At 51.5% G+C, this 23,229-nt stretch carries 18 protein-coding genes; 2 read left to right on the top strand and 16 right to left on the bottom strand.

Translation table 11 applies throughout. The features are described 5' to 3' along the window. Nucleotides 1–9 precede the first annotated feature (9 nt). The gene (locus FSU_RS10205; protein WP_015732075.1) at nucleotides 10–1,275 is read right to left on the bottom strand and encodes a M18 family aminopeptidase; all 1,266 of its coding nucleotides are present in this window, start codon (nucleotides 1,273–1,275) and stop codon (nucleotides 10–12) included. Between the two features lie 66 nt (nucleotides 1,276–1,341). Between FSU_RS10205 and FSU_RS10200 the strand changes: the two genes are divergently transcribed. Further along, nucleotides 1,342–2,352, top strand: a complete 1,011-nt coding sequence (locus tag FSU_RS10200; RefSeq protein WP_015732074.1) for an MlaD family protein — start codon at nucleotides 1,342–1,344, stop codon at nucleotides 2,350–2,352. Then, nucleotides 2,346–3,122 (top strand): hypothetical protein, encoded by a 777-nt coding sequence (locus tag FSU_RS10195; RefSeq protein WP_015732073.1) that lies wholly within the window; start codon nucleotides 2,346–2,348, stop codon nucleotides 3,120–3,122. Before FSU_RS10200 ends, FSU_RS10195 begins: the two co-directional genes overlap by 7 nt. Nucleotides 3,123–3,138: 16 nt before the next feature. Here FSU_RS10195 and FSU_RS15905 read toward each other — a convergent pair whose 3' ends face one another. From FSU_RS15905 to lepB, 15 genes are all read right to left on the bottom strand, one after another. Then, nucleotides 3,139–3,978 (bottom strand): hypothetical protein, encoded by an 840-nt coding sequence (locus FSU_RS15905; RefSeq protein ID WP_015732072.1) that lies wholly within the window; start codon nucleotides 3,976–3,978, stop codon nucleotides 3,139–3,141. A 75-nt stretch (nucleotides 3,979–4,053) separates the two neighbouring features. Further along, a complete protein-coding gene (gene pyrF / locus FSU_RS10180) occupies nucleotides 4,054–4,941 on the bottom strand; it encodes an orotidine-5'-phosphate decarboxylase (RefSeq protein ID WP_014546324.1) in 888 nt (295 codons plus the stop codon). Beyond that, nucleotides 4,941–6,188, bottom strand: coding sequence for a TrmH family RNA methyltransferase (locus FSU_RS10175; RefSeq protein ID WP_014546323.1), 1,248 nt, complete (start codon nucleotides 6,186–6,188; stop codon nucleotides 4,941–4,943). The genes pyrF and FSU_RS10175 overlap by 1 nt, the downstream gene beginning before the upstream one ends. Further along, complete coding sequence (gene dxs / locus FSU_RS10170; protein ID WP_014546322.1) at nucleotides 6,185–8,053, bottom strand: 1-deoxy-D-xylulose-5-phosphate synthase; 1,869 nt, start codon at nucleotides 8,051–8,053, stop codon at nucleotides 6,185–6,187. Before dxs ends, FSU_RS10175 begins: the two co-directional genes overlap by 4 nt. Continuing rightward, nucleotides 8,054–8,941, bottom strand: coding sequence for a polyprenyl synthetase family protein (locus FSU_RS10165; RefSeq protein WP_014546321.1), 888 nt, complete (start codon nucleotides 8,939–8,941; stop codon nucleotides 8,054–8,056). It lies immediately after the preceding gene. A 46-nt stretch (nucleotides 8,942–8,987) separates the two neighbouring features. Beyond that, the gene (locus FSU_RS10160) at nucleotides 8,988–10,616 is read right to left on the bottom strand and encodes a carboxypeptidase-like regulatory domain-containing protein (protein WP_014546320.1); all 1,629 of its coding nucleotides are present in this window, start codon (nucleotides 10,614–10,616) and stop codon (nucleotides 8,988–8,990) included. Beyond that, a complete protein-coding gene (locus FSU_RS10155) occupies nucleotides 10,613–11,449 on the bottom strand; it encodes a TIGR02147 family protein (RefSeq protein WP_014546319.1) in 837 nt (278 codons plus the stop codon). Before FSU_RS10155 ends, FSU_RS10160 begins: the two co-directional genes overlap by 4 nt. A gap of 98 nt (nucleotides 11,450–11,547) precedes the next feature. Next, nucleotides 11,548–11,931, bottom strand: coding sequence for a hypothetical protein (locus FSU_RS10150; RefSeq protein ID WP_014546318.1), 384 nt, complete (start codon nucleotides 11,929–11,931; stop codon nucleotides 11,548–11,550). Between the two features lie 9 nt (nucleotides 11,932–11,940). Then, complete coding sequence (locus FSU_RS10145) at nucleotides 11,941–13,272, bottom strand: GGDEF domain-containing protein (protein ID WP_014546317.1); 1,332 nt, start codon at nucleotides 13,270–13,272, stop codon at nucleotides 11,941–11,943. Between the two features lie 65 nt (nucleotides 13,273–13,337). Continuing rightward, the gene (locus FSU_RS10140; RefSeq protein WP_244263612.1) at nucleotides 13,338–14,318 is read right to left on the bottom strand and encodes a GDSL-type esterase/lipase family protein; all 981 of its coding nucleotides are present in this window, start codon (nucleotides 14,316–14,318) and stop codon (nucleotides 13,338–13,340) included. A 187-nt stretch (nucleotides 14,319–14,505) separates the two neighbouring features. After that, the gene (locus FSU_RS10135; protein WP_014546315.1) at nucleotides 14,506–16,401 is read right to left on the bottom strand and encodes a hypothetical protein; all 1,896 of its coding nucleotides are present in this window, start codon (nucleotides 16,399–16,401) and stop codon (nucleotides 14,506–14,508) included. 192 nt (nucleotides 16,402–16,593) lie between these two features. Beyond that, nucleotides 16,594–17,214, bottom strand: a complete 621-nt coding sequence (locus FSU_RS10130; RefSeq protein WP_014546314.1) for a hypothetical protein — start codon at nucleotides 17,212–17,214, stop codon at nucleotides 16,594–16,596. Nucleotides 17,215–17,376: 162 nt separating this feature from the next. Continuing rightward, the gene (locus FSU_RS10125; RefSeq protein ID WP_014546313.1) at nucleotides 17,377–20,094 is read right to left on the bottom strand and encodes a helicase C-terminal domain-containing protein; all 2,718 of its coding nucleotides are present in this window, start codon (nucleotides 20,092–20,094) and stop codon (nucleotides 17,377–17,379) included. Nucleotides 20,095–20,107: 13 nt separating this feature from the next. Further along, nucleotides 20,108–21,877 carry an Ig-like domain-containing domain gene (locus tag FSU_RS10120; RefSeq protein ID WP_014546312.1) on the bottom strand — a complete coding sequence of 590 codons (1,770 nt, stop codon included), beginning with the start codon at nucleotides 21,875–21,877 and terminating at the stop codon, nucleotides 20,108–20,110. Further along, nucleotides 21,878–23,227 (bottom strand): signal peptidase I, encoded by a 1,350-nt coding sequence (lepB, locus tag FSU_RS10115; RefSeq protein WP_014546311.1) that lies wholly within the window; start codon nucleotides 23,225–23,227, stop codon nucleotides 21,878–21,880. Nucleotides 23,228–23,229: the final 2 nt, after the last annotated feature.

Genomic DNA, 23,229 nt, shown 5'->3' with positions numbered 1-23,229 from the left:
GCAAGACTACTAGCAATACAAAGCTTCTACAAGCTTAATCATGTCTTCGTGGTCGCTTGTGGCCATCATCTCGCGGATGCTGTGCATGCTGAGCATGGGCTCGCCGATATCGACCGTTGGAATTCCGAGATTTGCAGAAACAGTCGGACCGACCGTCGAGCCACAAGGCATGTCGTTTCGCATAATGAAAACTTGAAGTGGGATTCCCGCTTTTTCACAAAGCAAACGGAGTTGCGCAGAACTCATCAAGTCGCTTGCGTAACGCTTTTGCGCATTTGTCTTGAGCACAATGCCTTTGCCCAACAGTGGAGCGTGATTCGGCTCGTGCTTTTCCGTGTGGTTCGGATGCTCGGCGTGGGCCATGTCGATGGATATAGCAATGCTAGACGAGAGACGAGAGGCGAGAGACGAGAGAGGCGAAGTTAAAGAATCCAATACACTTTTCAAGAAGTTACCGGCAGCTCCTTCGCGCGTATTGGAACCGACTTCTTCATTGTTAAAGAAACACGCAACAAGGCAATCGTTTTCAGCGGATGTTGCAGACACCATCGCTTCGGCAATAGCATGGCAACTGCTCAAATTGTCGAGCCTTCCCGAATAAATCCATTCGTCGTTAAAGCCGCCGCGATTTGCAGGCTGGGCATCAAATAACTGCACGTCAAAATCAATCAATCGAGCGCCTTCCGGGAGTTCCTTTTCAAGCGCCTTCACAAACAAGTTCTTGCAGTTTTCAGAAACACTACTGCCCGAAGCACCCGTCCACAACGCATTGAAATCAACCTGCGGATTCACCTTGAGACCGTCCTGGTTCACGCCACGGTTCAGGTGGACTGCCAACTGCGGAATCCTGAAAAGTTTATCACCGCGGAACAGTTTCGTCTTGAGCGTATTCAACTTGTCCGCCGAATCTACATACGCAAGCATCCCCGCATAGCCAAGGTCGCGATCAAGCCAGCTCGTGTAAAGCGGAGAACCGTAAACCTCCGTATGGAGCGTACACACGCCCGCATTCATTCCATCTGGATTCGGGGAAATCTTGAGCGTCGGGAAGTCCGTATGCGCAAGCGCAATCCTAAATCGAGACGATTCGTCCCACACCTTCGGCGTGCGGAACGCAATGACAGAACCTTCGCGGCACACGAAATAGGCTTTTGCAGGTTCGAAATTCGCAGTCTGCCCAATTTCCGTAAAAGAATTAGCCTTAAAAAACGACTTCAAAGCGTCTACAGTATGGTACGGCGTCACGGCAGTATTCAAAAATTCAAAAAAATCCATATTTCCTCGAAAAAAATCAATTAATTTCAATTTGACAATATAATCTATTTATATTTCACGAAAGCAATGGCATTTCAAAAGATAAAACAGGTTAACTGGATGGAGATGTCCGGCCTTTTGGTCGGCGTCATCAGCACTGTTGCCGTCATGATTTTTTCGTTGGTGCTTTACCACTACCTTTACGACAAGAACGTCGGTGTCATCAAGGACGAGTACAAGCTTTACAGTACATTCGACAAGGCGCTTGGCCTAAAAAAGGGAACGAGTGTACAAATTAGCGGTGTCGATGTCGGTCGTGTAACCAACGTGTCCATCAAGAAAGATGAAACGGGAGCCATATCCGATAGCGTTCTCATGGAATTCTCCATCGAGAAGAAATACCAAAATCTCATTACCGACAGTGCAAAAGCTTACGCCATCCGCGACCAGAACCTGATTTCGGCCCGTGTCATCAATATCGACATTAAGAAAAATAAAGGCCACGTACTCGAAGACAACGGAACCTTATCGGCAGGCAAGGCTCAAGATATCGAAACGGTCATTGAAACGGCAAACGAACTTTTGGGCCGCGTGAACCGCCTTGTGGACGCCGCAGATGAACTTGTGGCCATGGCACTTGATACAGGCACAACCATGGGTGCTTTGTTCGGGTCTCGCGCTCTTTACGACAACCTAAACCGTCAGCTTTACCGACTTGACGAAATCACTCTCCTCGGCAAGAACGTGCTGAAAAAGACTTCCTTCTTGCTCGATACGATGAAGACCGGCGTTCCGACGCTCATTAGCCGCGCAAACGAAGTCACAAACAACGTAGGCAATTTGCTTGACGACTTCAAGCCGCTACCGGGCCAGGTCACTACGCTTTTGAATTCCATGGATTCTACCGTGGGTCGTGTGGACAACCTCGTCACGGACTTCGGTGCAGTCACGACCGGCTTGCAAGACTTCATGAACACAACGGAAAACACGTTGCAGAGTGCAGACGACTTAATGACCGGCATGTCCAAGATGTGGCTTTTGAAAGGCAATGTTCCTAGGCATGATTCTGTACCCTTTGTCGTGGAGACGCTATGGTAACGAAGGCTTTGAAAATCGCCCTTTGCGTAGCGCTTAGCGGAGCCGCTGCTTTCGCCACGGAATCCGGGAAGCTTGCCGGACGTGCGCAGAAGTCCATCAAGGCAGGGAATTTTGCCAAGGGCTATTCGCAACTCGAGCGTGCTCTTATTGCTAGCCGCAAAGAAGCAGACAGACGTTCTGAAGGCCGCATTATCATCGCCATGGGACAAGTCCGCACAATGAGTCTGGACTACAGCATGGCCGACTCGCTCCTGAATTACGTCCAGAACGAAGGCATGGACCGCTCGACGAGAATCATGCTCGTCAAGGCAAAAATGGCTTTGAAAAATGCGACCGAAAAATACTCGGACGCTGTATCGCTTTGCGAAAACGTCAAGGAAGACGACCTCGACGGAATCAACGACAACCTGCAAGGCGCCTTCTATTCGGAATGTGCCATCGCATACGCAGGCGCCCACAACGACGAGAAAGCCAAACAGGCCCTCAAGATGGTCGGCAAGCGCACCGACGACGATACGGGAATTTACTACTGGACGGACGCCCGCTTAACAGACATACAAAAGTCTGGCGATGCCGACGCCATTTACCGCAAGGCCGAGGCAAAATCCGTTGAAGCCAACACGCCCTACACGACCGCGAACATCCTTTATTACCGAGGAAAGTTCCTGAGCAAATCTAACCCGTCCGAAGCAAGCAAGCTGTTCAATCGTTGCAAAACAGCCTTCGAACTGATGGGACTTGAGAAGAATTCCGCACGCTGCGGAAAATAGACAATTCAATTAAAGATTACTTCTTTTCTAAAGAATCCGCGACACTTACTTTAGCCGTATCAGCGGCAGTAGAATTGGCGGCGGGTTCTTCGACTTTTTTCATGGCAAGGAGGCGGTTGTAAGCAACAACCGGCGGGATGCGGCCTTCGGCCATGCCATCGACAAGGAACTTGACTTTCTGATAATTGTCGTCCTTGTCGTAGTCGGCAATCAAACCCTTATAACCGAGGAGCTTGAGGATCTTCACATAAAAGCTTGCACGGAACTTCTTGAAACGCGGTTGCATCACGTCGTTCAGGATGGTTTCAAGCGCAGTCTCGGTCTGCATAGAGTCAAGTTCAAAACTGCGATAAATCGTGCGGATGTGATCAGGAATCGTTGTATCCGGGCTATCGAAATACTTGCGCATCACGTTGGCGGCTTCAGTCTTGTTGGGGTACGGGCCACGAGCAAGGCGGAGTGCAAAGTAAAGCGAAAGGCGCCAGTTTTCAGGATAAACACGAGTCGCACGGCGGAGTACCGAGAAGTCCGAAGTATCGGGAGCATCTACGGGCGTCACGCCACCGACAAAATAATACGGCGTGTAGAATAGCGAATCCAGGCTCGTCGAGAGTTCAGCGACATGACCGAGATACGCATATTCCTTGCCGGTGAGGTAGCTTTCACCGAGTTCGGTGAGGCCCTTGATCCAGAAGAGCCCCGCTACCGAGGCGTCATGCCCTGCAGCTACATAGCGAACAGACGAAGCCTTCGGCAAGAAGGATTCGTCAAAGTTCGTGCCAGGCAACGGCTTTGCGTAATGGAACGCAAGCGCGATGATGGCAATAGCAGTTATAATAGCAGCAAGGAAACGCATTGTTAGTTGGCAGTTGGCAGAACTTAGATCTTAGAAAACTAAGTTCTAAGAGCGAAGCGAGCTAAGTTCTAAGTTCTAAATTAAACAAGCCTCTGCGAGTTTTTCGAGTGCATCGACGCAATCGTTCGCGTAGTTTGCCGGCGTATCGTTACGCTGCCAAGCAAAGTTAAGACCACTGCTCGAGTTGAGCACATGGAACTTGCGCTTGCCGCCACCGTTTTGGATAGCCTTGAGAACAGTCTTGGCATCGCCGCCCTGACCGCCCGGCACGCCCGGAATGGACACGCCCGGAATGAGGAACGGGATTTCGTGTTTGTGAGCAACGGTGTAAGCCGTAATCTTCTCAAGTTCTTCCGGGTGGGTTGCACCGACAACGGCACCAAGGTATCCCTTGTCAGCATCCCATTCCATAATCTTGTCCGCTACGGAATAGAACGCTTCGGCAACGTCGCGCGGATCGTCACTGCGAGTAACAGGCAAATCCTGGAAATCGTGAGCACCCTTGTTGCTTGTGCGGAGGAGCACGTAGGCACCGTTTTCGCTATCTTCGCGAATGAACGGACCGACGGAATCGGCACCCATCCACGGAGAGACAGTCACGGCGTCTGCACGGTAAACATCGTAAGCGGCGTTGGCGTAGGCGGCACTGGACTTGCCAATGTCACCGCGCTTTGCATCCAAGATAACCGGGATGCCAGCACTTCTGTAATCGGCAATGAGCTGCTGCAGAACAAGCATCGACTGCACGCTCACGCATTCGTAATAAGCGCTGTTCGGCTTTACGACGGCGGGCTGCACGTTACGCTTGAGGCAGCATTCCAAGATGTCGGAATAGAAGCGCTTGATGCGGTCTTCGGGAGTGCCTTCGAGCGGAATAAGCTTGAGCACAGGGTCCATGCCCATGCACACCGGGTTGCCGCACTTTGCAATACGCTGTTCAAGGCGATCGTAAAAGCACGTCATTACTTCAATTCCTCCTGAATCTGGGCGGCTTCGTAAGAGAGAATGCCGTGTGCGACTGCCACATTCAGAGATTCAAGTTCACTGCTCATCGGGATCTTCACCGTTTCGTCGGCAAGTTCGATGAAGTACGGGTTCGTGCCAGCACCTTCGTTACCCACGAGGAAAGCCATCTTGCGGAGCTTGTGAGCCGGGATTTCGCGGAGGGACTGCTTAGCGTGCAAATCCGTAGCGATGATGGTATAGCCCTTGCTACGGAGGAAGTTGATCTGGTCCACGAGATCCACGTCGAATTCAAACGGAACGCGGAGGAACGTACCCGAGGAACCGCGAACAACCTTCGGATTGAACGGGCTCACAGTACCACGACCGAGAATCATGCCCGAAGAATTGAAACCGAGGCTCGTGCGGAAGAGCGTACCGAGGTTACCCGGATCCTGCACGGCGTCCACAAGCGTAAGCACACTGCGGCTTGTTTCGTAGACCGGCTTCTTGCTTGCGATGTTGCAGTAAGCGATGATGCCCTGCGTCGTCATCGTCGAAGAGAGGCGCTTCATCTGGTCTTCGGTAAGAGTGTGAAGCGTAATTTCGGCTTCGTTAATGGCTTCGATGAGTTCTTCGTTTTCAAAGCCTTCGACAACGTAAACAGAAATCACGAGTTCGCGGTGGTGCTTCACGAGTTCTTCGACAACGTGAACGCCTTCGCCAAGGAACTTGCCTTCGCGTTCGCGACCCTTTTCAGTCGTGCAGGCGATGAGGCGCTTGAACCACGGCGGTGTAGAGCCTGCATCTTCAACGGCTTCAATCTGAGCGGCACGTGCTTCGAGTGCGGCTTCGTCCAAGTTCTCGTCAATAGCTTCCTTCTGTTCCGGACGCTGACGGTAGACCGGGGCGTTCATGGCACCGCGCGGTCCGCGGTTAAACGGCTTGTCGCCAAAGCGGCGCGGACGACGGTCACGGTCAAAGCGGCCACCACCACGGCGTTCTTCACGGTTGAACGGACGGCCTTCGCGGTTTTCATCGCGGTTGTCGCGGTCGAAACGGCGTTCACCACGATCAAAGCGGCGGTCGCCGCGGTCGCGGTCAAAACGACGGTCGCCACGATCCCCACGGAACGAGGGCTTGTCGCCAAAGGAACCGCGTTCGTCGTCGTTACGGCGAGGGCGGCGTTCAGGAGCTTCACTGACTCCGAATTTACGGTCAAGCGTGATTCTTACAGTACGCTTCGGTTTGTTTTCTTCTTCACTCATAGTTTTTCCATCAACTGTTTGGCGACGGATTCCCCGTCAATTTCTAAGATCTTGTAGAGAGCCTTGATTTCTCCCTGTTCAACGAATCTGTCCGGAAGACCAAACCGGTACAGCTTCTTGTCCGTATAGCCGAGATCGGACAAAAGTTCCGCAATGGCTGAACCATAGCCACCCACCTTCGTATTGTCTTCGAGCGTCACAATGACATTGTGGCTGTCAAACAGCGAACGGTAGCATTCCTGGTCGAGCGGCTTAATAAAACGGGCATCCACAAGCGTCGGGTTGTATCCGTTTTCACGAAGCACGGCGGCTGTTTTCTTGAGTTCATTTGTCATGAAGCCGGCGCCCAGAAGGAGTATGCCGGAGCCCTTCTCAAGAATCTTTGGGCTTTTATAGTCGAACGGTCCTTCCGAGGGGACAAGCTCTGCAGCAAGTGCAGTGCCTCTCGGGTAGCGGATAGCCACGACACCTTCCATATCGATGGCGGCAGTCAACATGTCGCGCAGTTCATTTTCGTTGGAGGGTGCCAAAATGGTCATTCCGGGAACAGTCCGCAAGAACGACAAGTCAAAGGCGCCATGATGCGTCGGACCGTCAGCACCGACAAGGCCGGCACGGTCGAGCACAAGCACCACATGCAAGTTCTGGAGTGCAATGTCGTGGATAATCTGATCGTAGGCGCGCTGCATGAACGACGAGTAAATCGCGACCACAGGCACAACGCCATCGCAAGCCATGCCCGCCGCAAACGTCACGGCATGCTCTTCGGCAATGCCCACGTCAATCACGCGGTCCGGGAGTTCCTTTGCGACGATATCCATGCCGCAGCCCGTAGGCATTGCAGCCGTGATACCCATGATGCGCTTGTCCTTACGGGCAAGCTGCAAAAGCGTATTGCCAAACACGCTCGTAAGAGACGGGTTCGGATTGCCCGGAGCAAGCGGGAGCCCACTTTCAGGGTCGAACGCACCGCAACCGTGATACTTTGTCGGATTCTTTTCGGCAGCGTCAAAACCGCGGCCCTTTTCGGTCAACACATGCACAAGGCACGGGCCCTGCTGCTGCTTGACGCGTTCAAGAATCATCACGAGTTCATCGATGTCATGACCATCAATCGGACCAAAGTAGCGGATGCCCAAGTCTTCAAAGAAGCGACCTGGCTTCACGGCGTTCTTCGCCGCGTTCTCGACCTGCAAGAAGAGGTCACGGAAGCGAGAACCCAGAATGCCCGGCAAACGGTTCATCAGGCGATCCAGGTCGGTACGCATCTTGTTGTAAACCGGGTCCGAAATCACGCGGTTCAGGTACTTGCTAAAGCCGCCAATGTTTGGGGCGATACTCATCTTGTTATCGTTCAAGATGATGGTCATGTTCTGCTTGGAGGCACCAACGTTATTGATCGCCTCGTAAGCCATACCGCCCGTCATGGAGCCATCTCCAATGACAGCGACCACGTTATTGTTGCGGTTGAAATGGTCGCGCGCAACGGCAAAGCCGAGAGCCGCAGAAATAGACGTCGTGGCGTGGCCCGCCCCGAAGCAGTCGTAAACGCTTTCGTTCCTCTTGAGGAATCCGGAAATGCCTCCCTGCTGGCGCAAGGTATCGAATCGGTCATAGCGGCCGGTCAATAACTTATGCACGTATGCCTGGTGTCCCACGTCCCACACGATCTTATCGTCGGGTGCGTTGAACACGTAATGCAGCGCAAGAGTCAGTTCAACAACGCCAAGGCTCGATGCCAAGTGACCACCATGCTTCGCCACTTGACCAATGATGGTCTCGCGGATCTGCGTTGCGAGGTGGTTCAGTTCCTCGACGGAACAGTGCTTCAAGTCCTGAGGCGACTTAACGTCTTTCAGTTCCATTTATTTCACTCGCGTGATGATGTATGCCGCTATAGAACGGAGGATGGAGGTATCGCATGTGAGGCCATCCAAAGCCTTGATGGATTCCTCGTAAAGTTCCCTAGCGCGTTCCCTAGACTTTTCCAGTCCAACGATGGACGGATAAGTAGCCTTGCCCTTTTCGATGTCAGACCCGGCATCCTTGCCAAGTTCTTCGGTCGTAGAGACAATGTCCAGAATGTCATCCACAATCTGGAAGGCAAGCCCGATGGAGCGGCCATAGTTGCGGATGATTTCCATATCCTTTTCGCTTGCCTTTGCAAGCATTGCACCCACGAGGAGAGAGGCTTCGATGAGGGCAGCCGTCTTGTGGTAGTGAATGTAATCGACAATTTCGAGATCGACAGTCTTGCCTTCGCATTCGATGTCGGTCATTTCGCCACCGATCATGCCGTACGTGCCGAGCAAGTGAGCAAGGAGTTCAATAGCCTTTGCGTTACCGGTCTTGCCCATCATCTCAAAGGCGTGGATGCAGAGAGCGTCGCCTGCCATCACGGCTGTAGCTTCGCCAAACTTCTTGTGGCTCGTGAGCTTTCCACGGCGATAGTCGTCGTTATCGACACACGGAAGGTCATCGTGGATAAGGCTGAACGTGTGGAGCATTTCGAGAGCGCTCGTTGCAAGCCAAATCTTTTCTCCCTTGCCGCCAAACATGTCGAACGTGGCCTTGGCAAGTCCCGGACGCAAGCGCTTGCCGCCTGCGAACATGGAATAGCGCATAGCCTCGTGCAAACGGCACGGACGATCCTTTACTGGGGGGAGATGTTCATCAAACTTCGCCTCGGCATCTTTTGCGATGCGGGCGAGATATTCCTGAGCAATTTTTGCTTCTGATTCAATAGACTGCATGCCTACAAAGATACTTAATTCGAGGCGCACTTAAAAGGTCTAATTTTTAGAAAAGAGCGCCATAAAGCACTATATCGTCTAGATAGAATTCTGTTCCATTTCTTACGAAGAAATGCAGCTGGCGGACATCGTCCTTGAGCGTATTCCAAGCGATATAGCAGTTGCTCACATCCTGGGCGGTATAGCACAAGTCGTCATACTTTACGACATAGCGCGTCCACTTCTGCGAATTCAGGTCTTTCCATTCCGAGGCAGCCTTGAGCGAGAGCCCTGCGACTTCGGATTCACGGGTCCAGTTTTCAAGAGACACGCGAATCTGGCCCGAGCCCTTGGCATAGAACGAAATAGAATCGAGCGTGGAGAGGTTCCAGCCTTCGTCGCGGAGGAACATGCCGGTCAAAACCCAAGCGTAAATATTATTCGTTCCCACCAGGTTGTACTTTCCGTGGAACACCTTGGACTTGCGCTCGTTATCCGTATCGAACGACTTGGACAGAATCTTGGAGCCAACAGAATCCGTGCTAAAATACCAGTTTCCGGTATCCTTCACGTTTTCGAAGTCCTGCATCACGACATACGGATAGTCGAAATCAGCAGAGCCCTTGGAAGGCGCGATGCGCTTTGTTACATACAAGCTATCCTTTGTTGTAACAACATAGATATCAAGCGAATCGTTCGTCGGGAGTGTCGGGAGTGTAAACGTTCCTTCTTCGTTCGTCTTCGTCAAGACGTCGAGACCATAGACACCCACCCACGCATACTTTTCGCCGGCATGGAGTGTCACACGGCTCATGTAGTTTGCCGTTTCCTGAAGTTCAATCGTATCAAGGGCAGCAATCTGCTTTGCAGTAAGCACCTTGGAATAGGCGGCACCCGACTGCATTACAGTGAGGCGGTAGTCGCCAGACTTCAAGGAGTCAATGACAAAGAGGCCATCCTTGTCGGCATAGGCATCCACTTCGGCAATGACGTTACTCACGTGCAGAGAATTGACACGGGCATCAGCCTTGCGGATTGCAAGCGATGCATACGGAACGACCTTGCCATCTGCCACCGCCACAAACTTCACCTTTCCGGCGTACGGGTCCGGCTTTTCGGGCTGGAGGTCAATCATTTCCGTTTCGTTCGGCGAGAGCTTCACGGACAAGTCATCATAGACCGTGTTGTCGTCACCGCGCAAGAAGTACACCTGCAACGAGTCGTTCGACGGCAACTGAGCGAGCATAAAGCGGCCCGTCGAATCCGAGCGCACAAGCACGTCCATGCCGCGCACGCCCACCCAGACGTAGTCGCATTCTTCAGGCACTTCGGCCAAGCCGCCAAGCGCAGCCGTCGGTTCAAGGTTCACACTACCCAAGGTCGTATCGCCCGAGTAAAGTCCAGTGTATGCCGAACCGCCATACACGATCGTCAAGCGGTACTTGCCTTCCGGAGCCTCGAACGAGAAGTTACCGAGGGAATCCGCGTAGAAGTCCGCGTTCACAATTTCATTGGTAGCACTGTCAGCCGTCGAAGTGTGATCGACACTCCTGACCGCCACACGTGCGTACGACGCCACTGCGCCATTGCCCAAGTAGGCTATGCCGTTCGTCGTTTCGCTGCCGGGGCCTCCTGCGACCTTGTCCGAGCAGCTCCAGAGCATAAGAGCTGAAAGTATGCAGGCTAGCCTTTTCATTTTGACTTCTCCTGCAGTTTCTTAGTAAAAGCAAGCGGGAACAGCTGAACGTTCAGCTGGAACACCGTATCGTCACCCGTGCCATCCTGAGAAAGACGCAGCAAGTCCGAGCGGAACTCCTTGATCTTTTCGCGAATGAGCTGGATATCGTTCATGTTGAACGTCATCGTCACCGTGCTGATATCGCGCAGAGGAGGCGCATGCCGTTCAAGCGATTCACCCGCGAGGCGAATCGTCTCCTTCTGGAATGTCCGAACTGCTTCGGATCTCCAGTTACCACCTGTACTCACAAATGTATCATTCACTTTCCAGTACCCGTCCTTACCCTCAGAAATCATGTTCAGGTCGTGCAGGAGCTTGATGGCATCCTTCGCCTGCTCCACCGTGATAGCCGGCGTGCAGCATTCGGCAAGACCTTCATAATCATCTTTAAAATTACAAATACCGATTACGGAACGGATAGCGTTGTAGTACCAATGGCGGTAAAATTCAAGTTCTTTTTTGGCAAGGCGCTTTAAAGGGATACCCTTCAGTGCCTGCATCTTCTCATAATGGTTCAGCGCTTCCTGGTCGCTTTTCGCGCGGCCGAAGTACACAAGTTCCGACCAGTAGGCGGCTTCCTTCTCGTCAAGCTCAAAGAACTCTGCCATCGGCTTGATGAAGTTTACAGCGAGGTGGATCTTGCCCTGCGAAATGCGGAGGAGGTTGCCGGGGTCTGCACCGAGCTTCATAGCCATGTATCGCCAGGATATGACGGTCTTACGCTTCTTGAAATCTTCAAAAGCATCCCTAATCCATTCGCGATAATCGGTATATTCAAAAATCGGTTTCACAGAAAATCCTCACGGCGAGCTACCGACACTAGACAGTGCGGGCGGTTTGAACCTCTATAAAGATATCTATATACGGTTCAATAGGTTAGGGTCTCCCGTTATCGTTCGTTGTGGAATTTTACAACGGACGCCGAACCACCAGAGCAAGTCGACTGCCAGGAACATTCCGGCAAATCGCTGAAGCGCGAGTCGCCACAACGGCCTTCAAAGACGAGTTCGCCCTTTTCAGTCAGGCTATAAATGACTTCGTAAGAGATTTCAACGAGCTTGGACTTGAGCACCAGCGGCGCCTGCATGACCTTCGATGTGATTTCAATCACACAGTTGTCTTTGTGTTCCGACGATTCAGCATCGCTGTCAACCGCATTCCAGTGGAGCTGGATTTGCTTGAAGCTATCATCCTCCTCGGGATGCTTGGTACACGAAACGAGCAGCAAGTCAAACGTGAGAACAGCGACAACGAAGAGCCAACTGCGAATCATCGTAACCTCTTAATGAGTGCGCTTGAACGTCGCGACCGTCACGCGATTACGCCCATTTTCCTTTGAGGAGTAAAGGGCCTTGTCCGCGCGGGCAATGAAGGACTTCGGGTCTTCGCCCGGGATCATTTCGGTCACGCCAAAGGAGCAAGTCACCTGCTGCTGCGTAATAAGCGTTGCCGACTCAATAGCCTTGCGCAACTTCTCGGCGAGGAACGCGGCATTCTGGATGCTCGTATCGTCGCTCAAGATGACAAATTCTTCACCACCCCAGCGCACAAGCGAGTCCGTATTGCGGATCATGCCCTGCACGAGTTTCGCGAGGTTCACGAGGACTTCGTCACCGACGAGATGCCCGTACGTGTCGTTTACTTCCTTGAAGTGGTCAATATCGAAAATCATGAACGAGACAGGGCCGCCCGTGCGGTTCAGCTTTTCCTGTTCGCGAAGGAGCACGCCGCCAAAGCCAGCACGGTTGAGGCAACCGGTGAGCGGGTCTTCCTTGCTGGACTTCTCGTATTCGCTCTTCTCGATTTCCAAAGCGCGGAGGTTCTTCTTGAGTTCTTCCTGCTTCTTCCTATTAATCGCGCGTTCACGGCTGTAGTCAAAGAACCTGATAATCAAGATGATAAGGAAGGTGACAAACCAGAGAGCGACAAGCGTCGTCACGAGGTCCACCTGCGAAATCTTCTTGCCCTTGAAGCGGAGCCCCTTGACTTCCCAGCCACCATAGCCGAGCGGAGCGTTCGTCCCCGTCTGGATTTCAATGAGCGGGATGTTCGAAAGGTCTACACGTGCCTTGTGAACGTTGATTTCGTTCTGGGAAACCCACCAGCCAGCCACGCGGAATTCCTGCGGGACAAATACAGCCGGGTACGGTTCCTTGGTCGGGGTAAATTCAATTTCGTTGAACTTGAGGGAAGTTTCGTCGTTCTTGCGGTAGAGAGCGCTATCGTAACCGCGCATGTAGAGGCGGACAGAACCTTCGTTACGCGGCTTGAGCCACACGAACACGCTATCGAACTTGGACAGGTCTCGGCCCATGGTCTTGCCATCGCCAAGGTAAATCTTGATGCCAACATACGGGTAGGCATAGCCCTCGCGGAGTTCATACTCGATAATCGCAGAGCTGTCGGTACGCGTCATGGTAATGGCAGAAGTACCGCCGTCAACAGAGTCGGCGCTCGCCACCACGTAGGGATATTCACCGAGATTAATCTCCATGATGTCATCTAAGAAATGCCTATACGCAAACATTGCTACGGCTGTTACCACCAACAGCACGATAATCAGGAAATTCATCCTGAAAAGGGCATAAGCTTTTCGCATAACTGTAGAAGACATAATCACATATCCATTTTAGACATCGGTTATCTAAATATATAAAAAAGGTTTTTTACGTGTCTAAATTATCTTGAAAGCCATCGTCCAAGCCGGGCTATTATGGGCCTCAAGGTGTTCGCGAGTTCTTCCTGGGAATGGGTATCGGGGTGGCCATGCAAGCCGACATTTGACGTGAGGACGTGTTTATACTCCAAATCCTTGTGACCGGCAGCAACTTGAGCGTCGTAAATTGACTTTATCGTCGGGGCGAGGTCATCATTGGGCCATACTTTCGTGGAAACAAGTAAGAATTTCACACCGGGGTGGGCTTTGCGGAGCTTATCAAGCAAATTAGCGTACGCTTTCTTGAATTTTCCTTTATCTGCATACGGAGGATTGCCCTGAAAATCGTTAATTCCTTCAAAAACCACAATAACCTGCGGGTGGAACTTTTCCAAATCCCAGCGTTCAGGCTTCGGATACGAGGTCACGGAGCCCATGACCGTGTAATCATAGAGGCGTTCGTACGTCCATTCGGGGACCATGTTGTCGTAGTTGCGCACAAGACCGCGTCCGCTGTAGGCATTCACCTGGTAATCGGCATTGAAACCGCTAGCAAGGAGGTAGGCATAGCTCTTGGAAGCGTTCGTCTTGTCGAACTCGGGAGCGTCTTCGGCGGAGGAGCCTTCGCAGCCATAGCCTGCGGTAAAGGAATCGCCGATGAACTCGATGCGGCGACTGGACGGCTTGGGGGCTTCGCCAAATTCGCCATCGACGGAAATGCCGTAAAACTTGATTTCGGGAACGCCGCTTTCGCTAATCTTGATGAAGCGATACTTGTGGAAAGAGCCGTCGTCCTCAACCTTGATCACGCGTTCTTCCTTGGAATCGACTTTGAACTGTTCTATCTGCTTGCCGTCACGGTCAAGACGCCAGCGGGAATGGCCTTCGACCGTAAAGGTAATCTTTGAGGCCTTGGCGTTGAACGTGATGGATGCGGCAGGCGCACTTGCGCGGCTTACGCCGTTATCATGGGCCCAGCGGCCATTGAACAGAAGGTTTTCCATAGAAGAGGATGCTCCGAAAGAGTACGCGACAAGCGCACCCAGCAAAAGGAATATGCGGACGAAATTCATTGAAGGAATGATAGAAAAAGAGAACTTAGTTGGCAGAACTTAGAACTTAGTAAAAAGAAAAACCCCGCAACGACGTGCGGGGTGACATTGCAAAAGAGCGGAACGGCAAAACAAGCGCTTATGCTTGCGGGGCGGAGGCCTTCTTGCTCAGGACCTTGATTTCTTGAATAAACGAAAGGTCGAGCGAGAACTTTTCTTCCTTGCCGCTTTCCTGGATTTCGACCATCGACGGGGATTTCGCGAGGTGGAGCGCATGCACGTAGAACATCTTTTCTTCGAGCTTTGCGTTTCGCTTGGTCTTGTCCATGATCTTGGCGGCAAGCGGAGTGCCAACCGTCTTTGCGTAACGGAGGACTTTCACGAGGTCGAACGTGCTCAGCTTCTGATAGACGCTACCGTACTTGGTAGAATCCATCGTCGCCTGGGCAGATGCTTCGTCAGCTTCGTCGCGCAATTCGTAGTCTATCTTTTTTGCTTCGGGCCATGCAATCGAGAATTCAGCCTTCCATTCTTCCTGGGCGGCAGGCGTGCGGTTTTCGGTCGATTCGCCAGCATATGGGAAGAAGCCGTAGTTCTCGAGGATTTCGAAAGCACGGGATTCCAGTTCCGGATTCAAAATGAAGCCGTAACCCGGGATGTATTCCTCGGTGCATTCCATGAACTGCGGGAAGCGGGAAAGTTCACTAAGGACTTCCTTGCTTTCGACCTTGAGGAGTCGGGCGGTGCGAACCTTGGCGCCGTAGAACGAGGCGTTCCATTCGGCAAGAGTCGAGGAGACGTTCTCAGGCGGCTTGAGCCAGTTGCGGAGATTTTCGACTTCGGATTCCGGGAAACTGCTCTTGAGGCCCGCGACGTACGTTTCTTTTTCGAGCGTGAAGCAGAGGAACGTTTCGTCGTTCTTGACTTTTGCCAAGCATGCGAGGGAGTAGAGCACGCGCGGAGCCATGCCGGTTGAGACAACCAAGTCAAAGTTCGGGAGCGCGGTGAGGTTTGCTTCAGGAATCGAAGCGATAGACGTTTCAAGCCAGTCCTTGCCGGACTTGCTCACGACAACTGCAGTCACCTTGCCTTGAGCCATGCGGAAATCGACAAGGCCCAAAATCCAGAGTTCGCAAAGCGGACGCGGCAGGAATTCCCACGGCAAAACCTTGTTCTTTTCTTGCAGGCGATAAGACGGATCCATCACCCAGAAGAGCTGTGCAGCATCAGCAGCGGAGAGGCCTTCGCCAATGCTAGTAAGCAAGCGAGCACAAAGGTCGCGGTCGCCGTGGAAGCGTTCCTTGATCCACCAGGAAATCACATCTTGATGGAGACGGAAACCGTTCTTATGGATAAAGTCAATAGCGGTTGCGGACGGGAGCAAGAAGGTGTTTTCGCGTTCAAGCCAACCGTTCTGCACGAGGAAACTGAAAATGAGCGAGATTTCCTGTTCGCAGGCCTTTTCAGAAGCGTGGCGGGAAGCGGTAAACACTTCGGCGCAGATCTGACGGCCACGGCGGTGGAGCGTTCCGTTCGTGTTGATGCGGAGCTGCTTCTTCTTTGCGTTCGCGAGCACGACGCAAACATGCCAGTCCAATAGATTCTGGTAAGAAATCAGCGGAGATACCGTGTCGATTTCGCCTTCGGGCTTGATGTCAAAGCAACCAATAAAATCGCTAAAGCCCATGTAAATCGGGGTGCCGCCCACGAAGGAGCGATAAAGCACGTATTCGCGGCACATCGTGAGAAGGAACGTCTGGAGTTCGCGGTTCTTGCTCACAGGAACCGTCAGTCGAAGTTCATTAAACGCAAGGCCTCTGGAGCCGCTATTATAAATCAAGTTCAGGCAGCGGCGCTGCCACATTTCCATCTTGGAAAAGAGTCCCGCAACGCGTTCCTTGTCGGAATAGTAAGAGAGCGTTTCGGACTGGATGAGAGCATTGTTTAAAAGGCCCTTTTTGCCGAACGCCTTCGCATGGGCGTTACGAAGCAAGGGCTTGGACATTCCATCAAAAAAAGCACTTAAATCAAACATTATGCACCTTAAAATAGGAAGCCAAATATAATAAAAAATGGTCCGTTAGTTAAGGGGCTACACACGTGAACAGGTATGAGTAGTAGGAAGTAGACGGTAGGAAGGAAATGCTAGGTATGAGGTCGGGCTTCGCCCTTTCGGGTCGCTACGCTTTGGGGTATGGGAAAATGTAATCCAAAAAGAAACACAGAATCATCGACGTTCTTCATAGTAGCTTGATTCGCCACTACCGCTGGCTCTAATATCTATATACCCCTTTACAGGAGGCTTTTGTGGTTCAGATTGAGCTTTAGGAACAAAAATACTATTCTGATTCGGCTTATCATGAATTCTTTTAAGATTATCGCCTAATTCAAAAATAAACTTACCATTTTCCTTCCTAAAAGACAATCCCGTCCTTGGATTCCAAACAGACGAAGAAAACATCTGAGAATCTCGCCAACGGCTCCATTCGCCCCCAATAGGTCTCGTGCGATATGAATTTCCTTCAATCCAAGCTAAACCTTTCAATTCAATTCCATTTAATCTATCTGCCTGACTATAAATATTTATCTGAGTATAATTCAACATACAATGGTCTATTTCATATTCAACATCATTAGCTCTATATTCAGGTTGGAAAAAATAGCATCTCCCCTTTTTCGCATCAACACGAATTTTTCCATAATAAACACGGCTCAAAGCTTCAGCCATTGTTTGACCATTAGAATCTTTTATCTGCAAGAAAAATGGTTTGAATTGAAATTCATAAGCCATAGTTTCTGCAACTAGACACAAAATCAAAATTGCAATAAATTTTAAAAGCCTATTCATAAACATCTCCATTCCCATAATACTTTAATATATCATTTTTATTTAGAAAAGGAGATGCCGCAACAAGTGCGGCATGACAAAGCAACAGGAATATGTAAGACAATGCTCAATGCGGAGCGAGCCCGGAGCGCTTTAGTGCGAGCTCACTCCCCCATAGCTAAATTACTTCACGAAGCGTTCGATGTCGGAGACGGAGCCTGCGATGCGGTTCTTGAAATTCCAAATGCGGGCGAAGGTCTTGCCGTAGCGTTCGAGGACAACGCGATTGTCCAGGATGAGGACCTTGCCAGAATCGGAATCGGAACGCAAGAGGCGACCCATGCCCTGACGGAGTTCTATGTAAGCTTCCGGGATAAAGTAATCCTTGAAGAAGTTCTTGTTAGCAGCCTTCATCTCGTTCGTGAGACCGGCGACAAGCGGATCGCTCGGGTTCGGGAACGGGAGCTTCGTAATGACGAGCAGCTTGAGCGCATCACCCGGGAAGTCAACGCCTTCCCAAAGGCTCTGGCAGCCGAGCAAGCAAGCGCCGCGTTCCTTGCGGAACATCGCGACAAGGCCATCAAGCGAGCCATCGACATGCTGGCAGAGCAAAAGCTTGTTGCGTTCAGCAAATGCCGGGGCAAGCGCGGCCTGCGCCTTCATCATCGTTGCAACACTTGTGAAGAGCACCATCGTGTTTTCTTCGACATTCGGGAGCACCTTCAAAAGCGTATCGTTCAGAGCATCGCCAAATTCCGGAGCCGAAGGCTTCGGGAGGAACTTTGCGACCATCACGGAGCGGCGTTCGTTCACGTCGGACTGTTCCGTATAAACGCGCACGAACGGCTGTTTGCCCAAGCGCAAATTGTCCATGCCCATCTTCTGCAAGAAGTACGTGAGGTCGGCCTGCACAGAAAGCGTTGCAGACGTAAACGTTGCAGACTTGATCCACGGATAGAACTTTTCTCTCCAGACGTTACCGGAGTGGAGCGGGAGCGCATGCAGCTTGATGGTATGCGGGTTGAACGGTTCTTCCATGTAGAAGACCCAGTCGTTGCGGCCCGCCTTTGTGACAAATTCAAAGTCAGAGATGAAGTGGCTGATTTCAGTCATGCGGCTATCGAGATCACTCACGATACCCTTGAGACCGTCCATGTTCGCAGTGGCAGCGACGAGCTTTTCGGCAAAGCCACGTGCATTATTGTACTGCTCGAGGAACGTTGCCGGGTCCGCTTCGTATTCAGCGAGGATGCTATTCGTGTACGTAAATCCGCTGCGGCCATTTTTCTGCTTGGCAAGCTTCTTACCGATTTTCATGAAGAAGCGGTGCAGAGCCTTTTCGGCTTCGCCAAGAGCTTCGGAGAGCTTGTCGCAAATTTCATGAAGTTCCGGCTTTTCTGCCGGGATACGGCTTGCAATTTCTGCAATGAGGCCATCGCCACCCGCCTTGGAAGGCTCAAGCGTCTTCGCGATGTTTCTGAATCCGAAGAACGAGATGGAGCGGCCAAACACCTGGTTACTGATTTCGGGCAAGCGGTGTGCTTCGTCAAACACGATGTGTTCGTAAGATGGGAGCAATGCAAAATCGAGCTGCAGGTCCGAAAGGAAGAGCGAATGGTTCACAAGCACCATATTTGCATTCATGGCCTTGCGCTTTGCAATGAGCGCCGGGCAGTTTTCGTGATGCGAGTGGTTTTCGCCATTGCAGCAAGAGGCACTGCACGAGAGCTTGGACCAAAGCACACGATTGCGGCTTTGGCTAAAGGAATTGCATTCGTTGATGTCGCCCGTTTCGGTCGAAAGTACCCACGGGATAAGCGCCATGAAGGAATCGCGTTCTTCGGCGGAGAGAAGCGTCTGCGGGTGCATCAGCAACTCTTCAAACTTGCGGAGGCAAAGGTAATTGTCGCGGCCCTTCAAAATTGCCGGGCGAAGTTCACCATTGTAAATCTTTGCAATCTGCGGGATGGCTTCGGTCCAGAGCTGTTCCTGCAAGGTGCGCGTTGCCGTACTGATGAGCACGCGTTCACCCGTGATAGCCTTATTCGCTGCGGTAATAAGATAAGACAGAGTCTTTCCAGAACCGGTCGGTGCTTCAAGCACGCAGAGGCCGCCCTTGTACATGTTGCGTTCCATGACCGAGGCAAAATCCTGCTGGTTGTGGCGCGGCTTGTAATCATCGACGACAAACGAGATGAATCCGCCTTCCTTGAAGAACTCGCTCACACGCGGAGCCTTGGACTTGGGCAAAGCTTCCAAAGCAGGGGCAGTCGGCAACTTGTACTTCGGAGGAGAAAGCTTTTCAACTTTTGAAGTGAAGAGCGTCTCATAGCCGGAACCCTTCGCCACTTGAGAAAGGGCGTCGTAAATCCACGGGTCCATCGTCGAAATTTTTTCGAGAGCCTTTACGAACAAGCGGCCGCAAGCATCTGCATCGGGCAAGGCGCGGTGGGCACGACTACGTTCAATGTTCAGTTCCTGTACGAGCGTATCAAGGCGATGGTTCGGCACATCCTGGAATGCAATACGTGAAAGCGTGAGCGAATCCCAGAACACGTGGGAATCGTAAGAAATCCCGACCTTCGTAAACGTCTGCTTTAAGAACTTGGAATCAAAAACGGCATTGTGCGCCACAATCGGGAGGTCTCCGACAAAGGAGCAAATCTGGCCTGCAATCGTTGCAAAGTCCGAAGCGCTTTCCAAGTCGGCCTTGCTAATGCCGGTAAGCGTTTCAATGAAGGGGCGGAGTTCCACAGCAGAGGGCTTCACCAGGAAATCGAGATTTTCCTTTGGTTCGCCATTTTCGAAGCGAACGAGCGCGACCTCGATTATTTCATCTTTTTCGAAATCGAGACCTGTCGTTTCCAAGTCAAGCGCTACAAATGCGGGAATCTTTACCATCTTAATCCATCCTTTATGGCAATGCCGGCAGTTTCGGCATCAGTTGTTCTAAATCGTTCGCTCCACTCTTTATCTTTAAGGTATCAAGCGGAGATCGCCAAGCAGAACCGTATTTGAAAGGTTGCAAGGATCCGCCATTAGGCAAACCCGAGCCGTCTTCTGCATAATAATAATCAATAATGTAACCGCCCTCAACGAGGTCGTTAAATGCGAAAGCCCCATAACGGGAACACTTTGCATATTCAAACTTTCCGGTTTCAACAGACTTGAGGCGTACAATAGCGCCATCCTTTGCACCAGGGATTCTCCCCACCATCGAAGCGAGTTTCAACTTAGAAATCGTCTCAAACGTGAGTTTGCCCTGATACTTTGTTTCAATCACCGTATCACGGACGCCATTGCTATCGGCCTTTGCCAAAGTCGTATCCTGGTAGCCACGCAACAGCGTAAACTTGGAATCGGTCGGCCACGGGGCATCACGCAAAACAAGATAGCGGACCGGGTCGAGCTTTTTCACAGAAACCTGAGTCGTATCCTTGTTTTCAACGAGGAAGAACATATCCTTCAGGGAATCGAGTACCGGCTTATTGTAAATCACGACAAGGGAATCATCCGGGAACGCATTTTTCGCCTTCCCCATCACCTTGACCGTCTGGATAGACGGAGGGAGCGTATCGCCTTCCATTTCCTTCCATTCAATTTCAGCGTAATTCCTAGCCGTATCCAAAGCGCGGTTCAATGAATCGTGACCATTGAGGCATGTAAACTTGTACAGGACTTCGCCTTTCGGTTTCGGATCAAAGTAGAAACGCGGAGCGCTTGAAGTTCCGAGATACACAAGTCGCGGATAAAGCGTATTGCCCGTGGACGAAGAAAGGTAGCAGTTGGACGTATCGGCAAAGGCCGAATCAAAATACACACGGCGCGTAAAGTTGGCTTCGAGTATATTTGCAAACGGCTGATTTACGTTATCCATTTCCAGGAGAGTCGTATCCTGATCGGCAAGCGCAATCCACAAAGTATCCTTGGTAGATTCGTCAAGATTCAAGTCCGATATCCACACGCCTGCAAGTTCCAACGAAGGTTCAATCTTATGGTTGCCATTTGCATCGACAAAAGCGACGACACGGTAACGCCCCGCTTTGAGGCCCGTAAACGTGAAACTGCCAATGCTATCCGCTGATGTGAGGTAAAGCGGTTCTTCCTTCGTGAGCATCGGGAGGGAATCAAGCACCTTCGTAGTCGTATCGCGGTACTTTTCAAGGTAGCGCTTGGACTCACGTTCAGGCCCCATCAGATAAAGGCCGACGCTCGGGTAAGATTTTTTGCGGACAAGGGAATCGCTCACCATCACACGCCCGCTCAGCGTAAGCGAGTCAATCGTAGCGCCCGTCGAGAACACCACCTGGAAAGGCTTAGCTAGAGCGTTTCCACGCAAATCCTTGATGCCGCCCGCAAATGTCACGGTGTAAGTCGTACCGGTATCAAGTTCCGCACGTGAATAGACTTCAAGCGTCTTGCCGTGAACTTCGTAACGCAATTTTTTTTCAATCGGGGGCGAGATGGTGATGGCCCCGCGCGGAATTGAGGCGTTTATCCATTCGTCAAATTCCAGTTTCACATAAAGTTCATTCGGGTGATTCGCCGTCTTTGGCGCAGGCAAGACTCCGGCCACACGCGGCGGGAGCTTATCTTCAGGGCCGCCTGTCGGAGCCACTTGCGTTGCACAAGCAGCGATCATCAGGCACGACGCCAAGAAATATGCCACACTCGAAAACTTCATTTACTTAATCAGATCAATGATCTTGCCTATGCGAGTGAAACGGATGCGGAACGGGATGCGCCACCAGGTCAGCGGATTTCCAAGAGCAAACTTGCCATCGTCATTTTCAAATGAGAAGTAGATGACAAAAGCCTTTGCGCGGATATTGCGCAGAGAGACGAGCCCCCAGTAGCGGCTATCGGCAGAATTGTCGCGGTTGTCGCCCATCATGAAGAACTGCGGGTACCTCACAACGTAACGGTCAATCTTTTCGGAACCCAGATAAAGGTTGCGCTGGATTTCAAAATGGCTCTTTTCGACAACTTCAGCAGAATCCGTAGAATCCTGGGCAGGCGCCGTTACATTCAAGCGTTTCACGTTGCCTTCGAGATCCTGGAGGATGGAACCTTCAAACGACACGTAACTGACCAGGCGCGTAAAGCCGCTATTCAACTGCGGATCGTGCGGGTCAATCATCGGCAAGAAACCAATCTTTGCAAGTTCCTTGAAATAGCTGAACGGCATAGCACCGGACAACGTATCGCCCAGCGTAAGGCGCTGTTGGCGAACCGTCCTATTGCGATCATACATCGTCTGCAGCAAGAGACCGCGATCGTTTTCGATAGGGAACTTAAAGTCGTTAAAGACGTAATTGTTGTTCTCGCGGCCATTGCGCAACAGCGAGAGATCCAGATACACAGAAGAATCCGGATTTTCCTGGGCCACGAGCGAACGCAACCACCAGAGCTTTACCATCGGGAGAGAATCAACATAAAGCGTATCGCCCACAGAAGGCACCACAAATTCTTCAACTTCGTCGCGCGGCGAAAGCGTGCGCATACTTGCGGTCCACTTTCCAAATGCGGGGAGCGAATCCTGACGTTTGCCGTTCAAGAAAAGCTTGCCGCCATGAACAGCAACGGTATCGCCACTCACGGCGACACAGCGCTTGATATAGTCCTTCGGGCCATCGGCGTAATGCACAATGTGCGGCTGACCATTTTCAGGAGCATGGTCCCAGTAGTAATTCCCGAGCATGAGCGCATTGAACAAGTGCGTGTAGCGCTTGGGATTGTTATCAGGGTATTCCGGTTCGCCCGGATAACGGAAGATGACGACATCGCCATGTTTCGGTTCTGCATATCCCGGGAACTTCTGATTCGAGAACGGAATCGGAGAACCATAAGTAAACTTGAGGCCCAGCAAGAAGTCACCCGTCTTGAGGGAATCTTCCATGGAACCGCTCGGAATCTGGAACGCCTGGATGACGTACTGGATAACGATCAACGCAAGGACTACGGGGACAATAACTTCACGTGTAAAAGATTTCAGAAACTTCTTGACTGATTTTTTTTCAGGTGTCTGTTCCATCA

It is taken from the genome of Fibrobacter succinogenes subsp. succinogenes S85 (assembly GCF_000146505.1).
GTDB lineage: Bacteria > Fibrobacterota > Fibrobacteria > Fibrobacterales > Fibrobacteraceae > Fibrobacter > Fibrobacter succinogenes.
The sequence above is the reverse complement of the archived record's forward strand: the minus strand, read 5'-3'. Positions and strand labels throughout refer to the sequence as shown.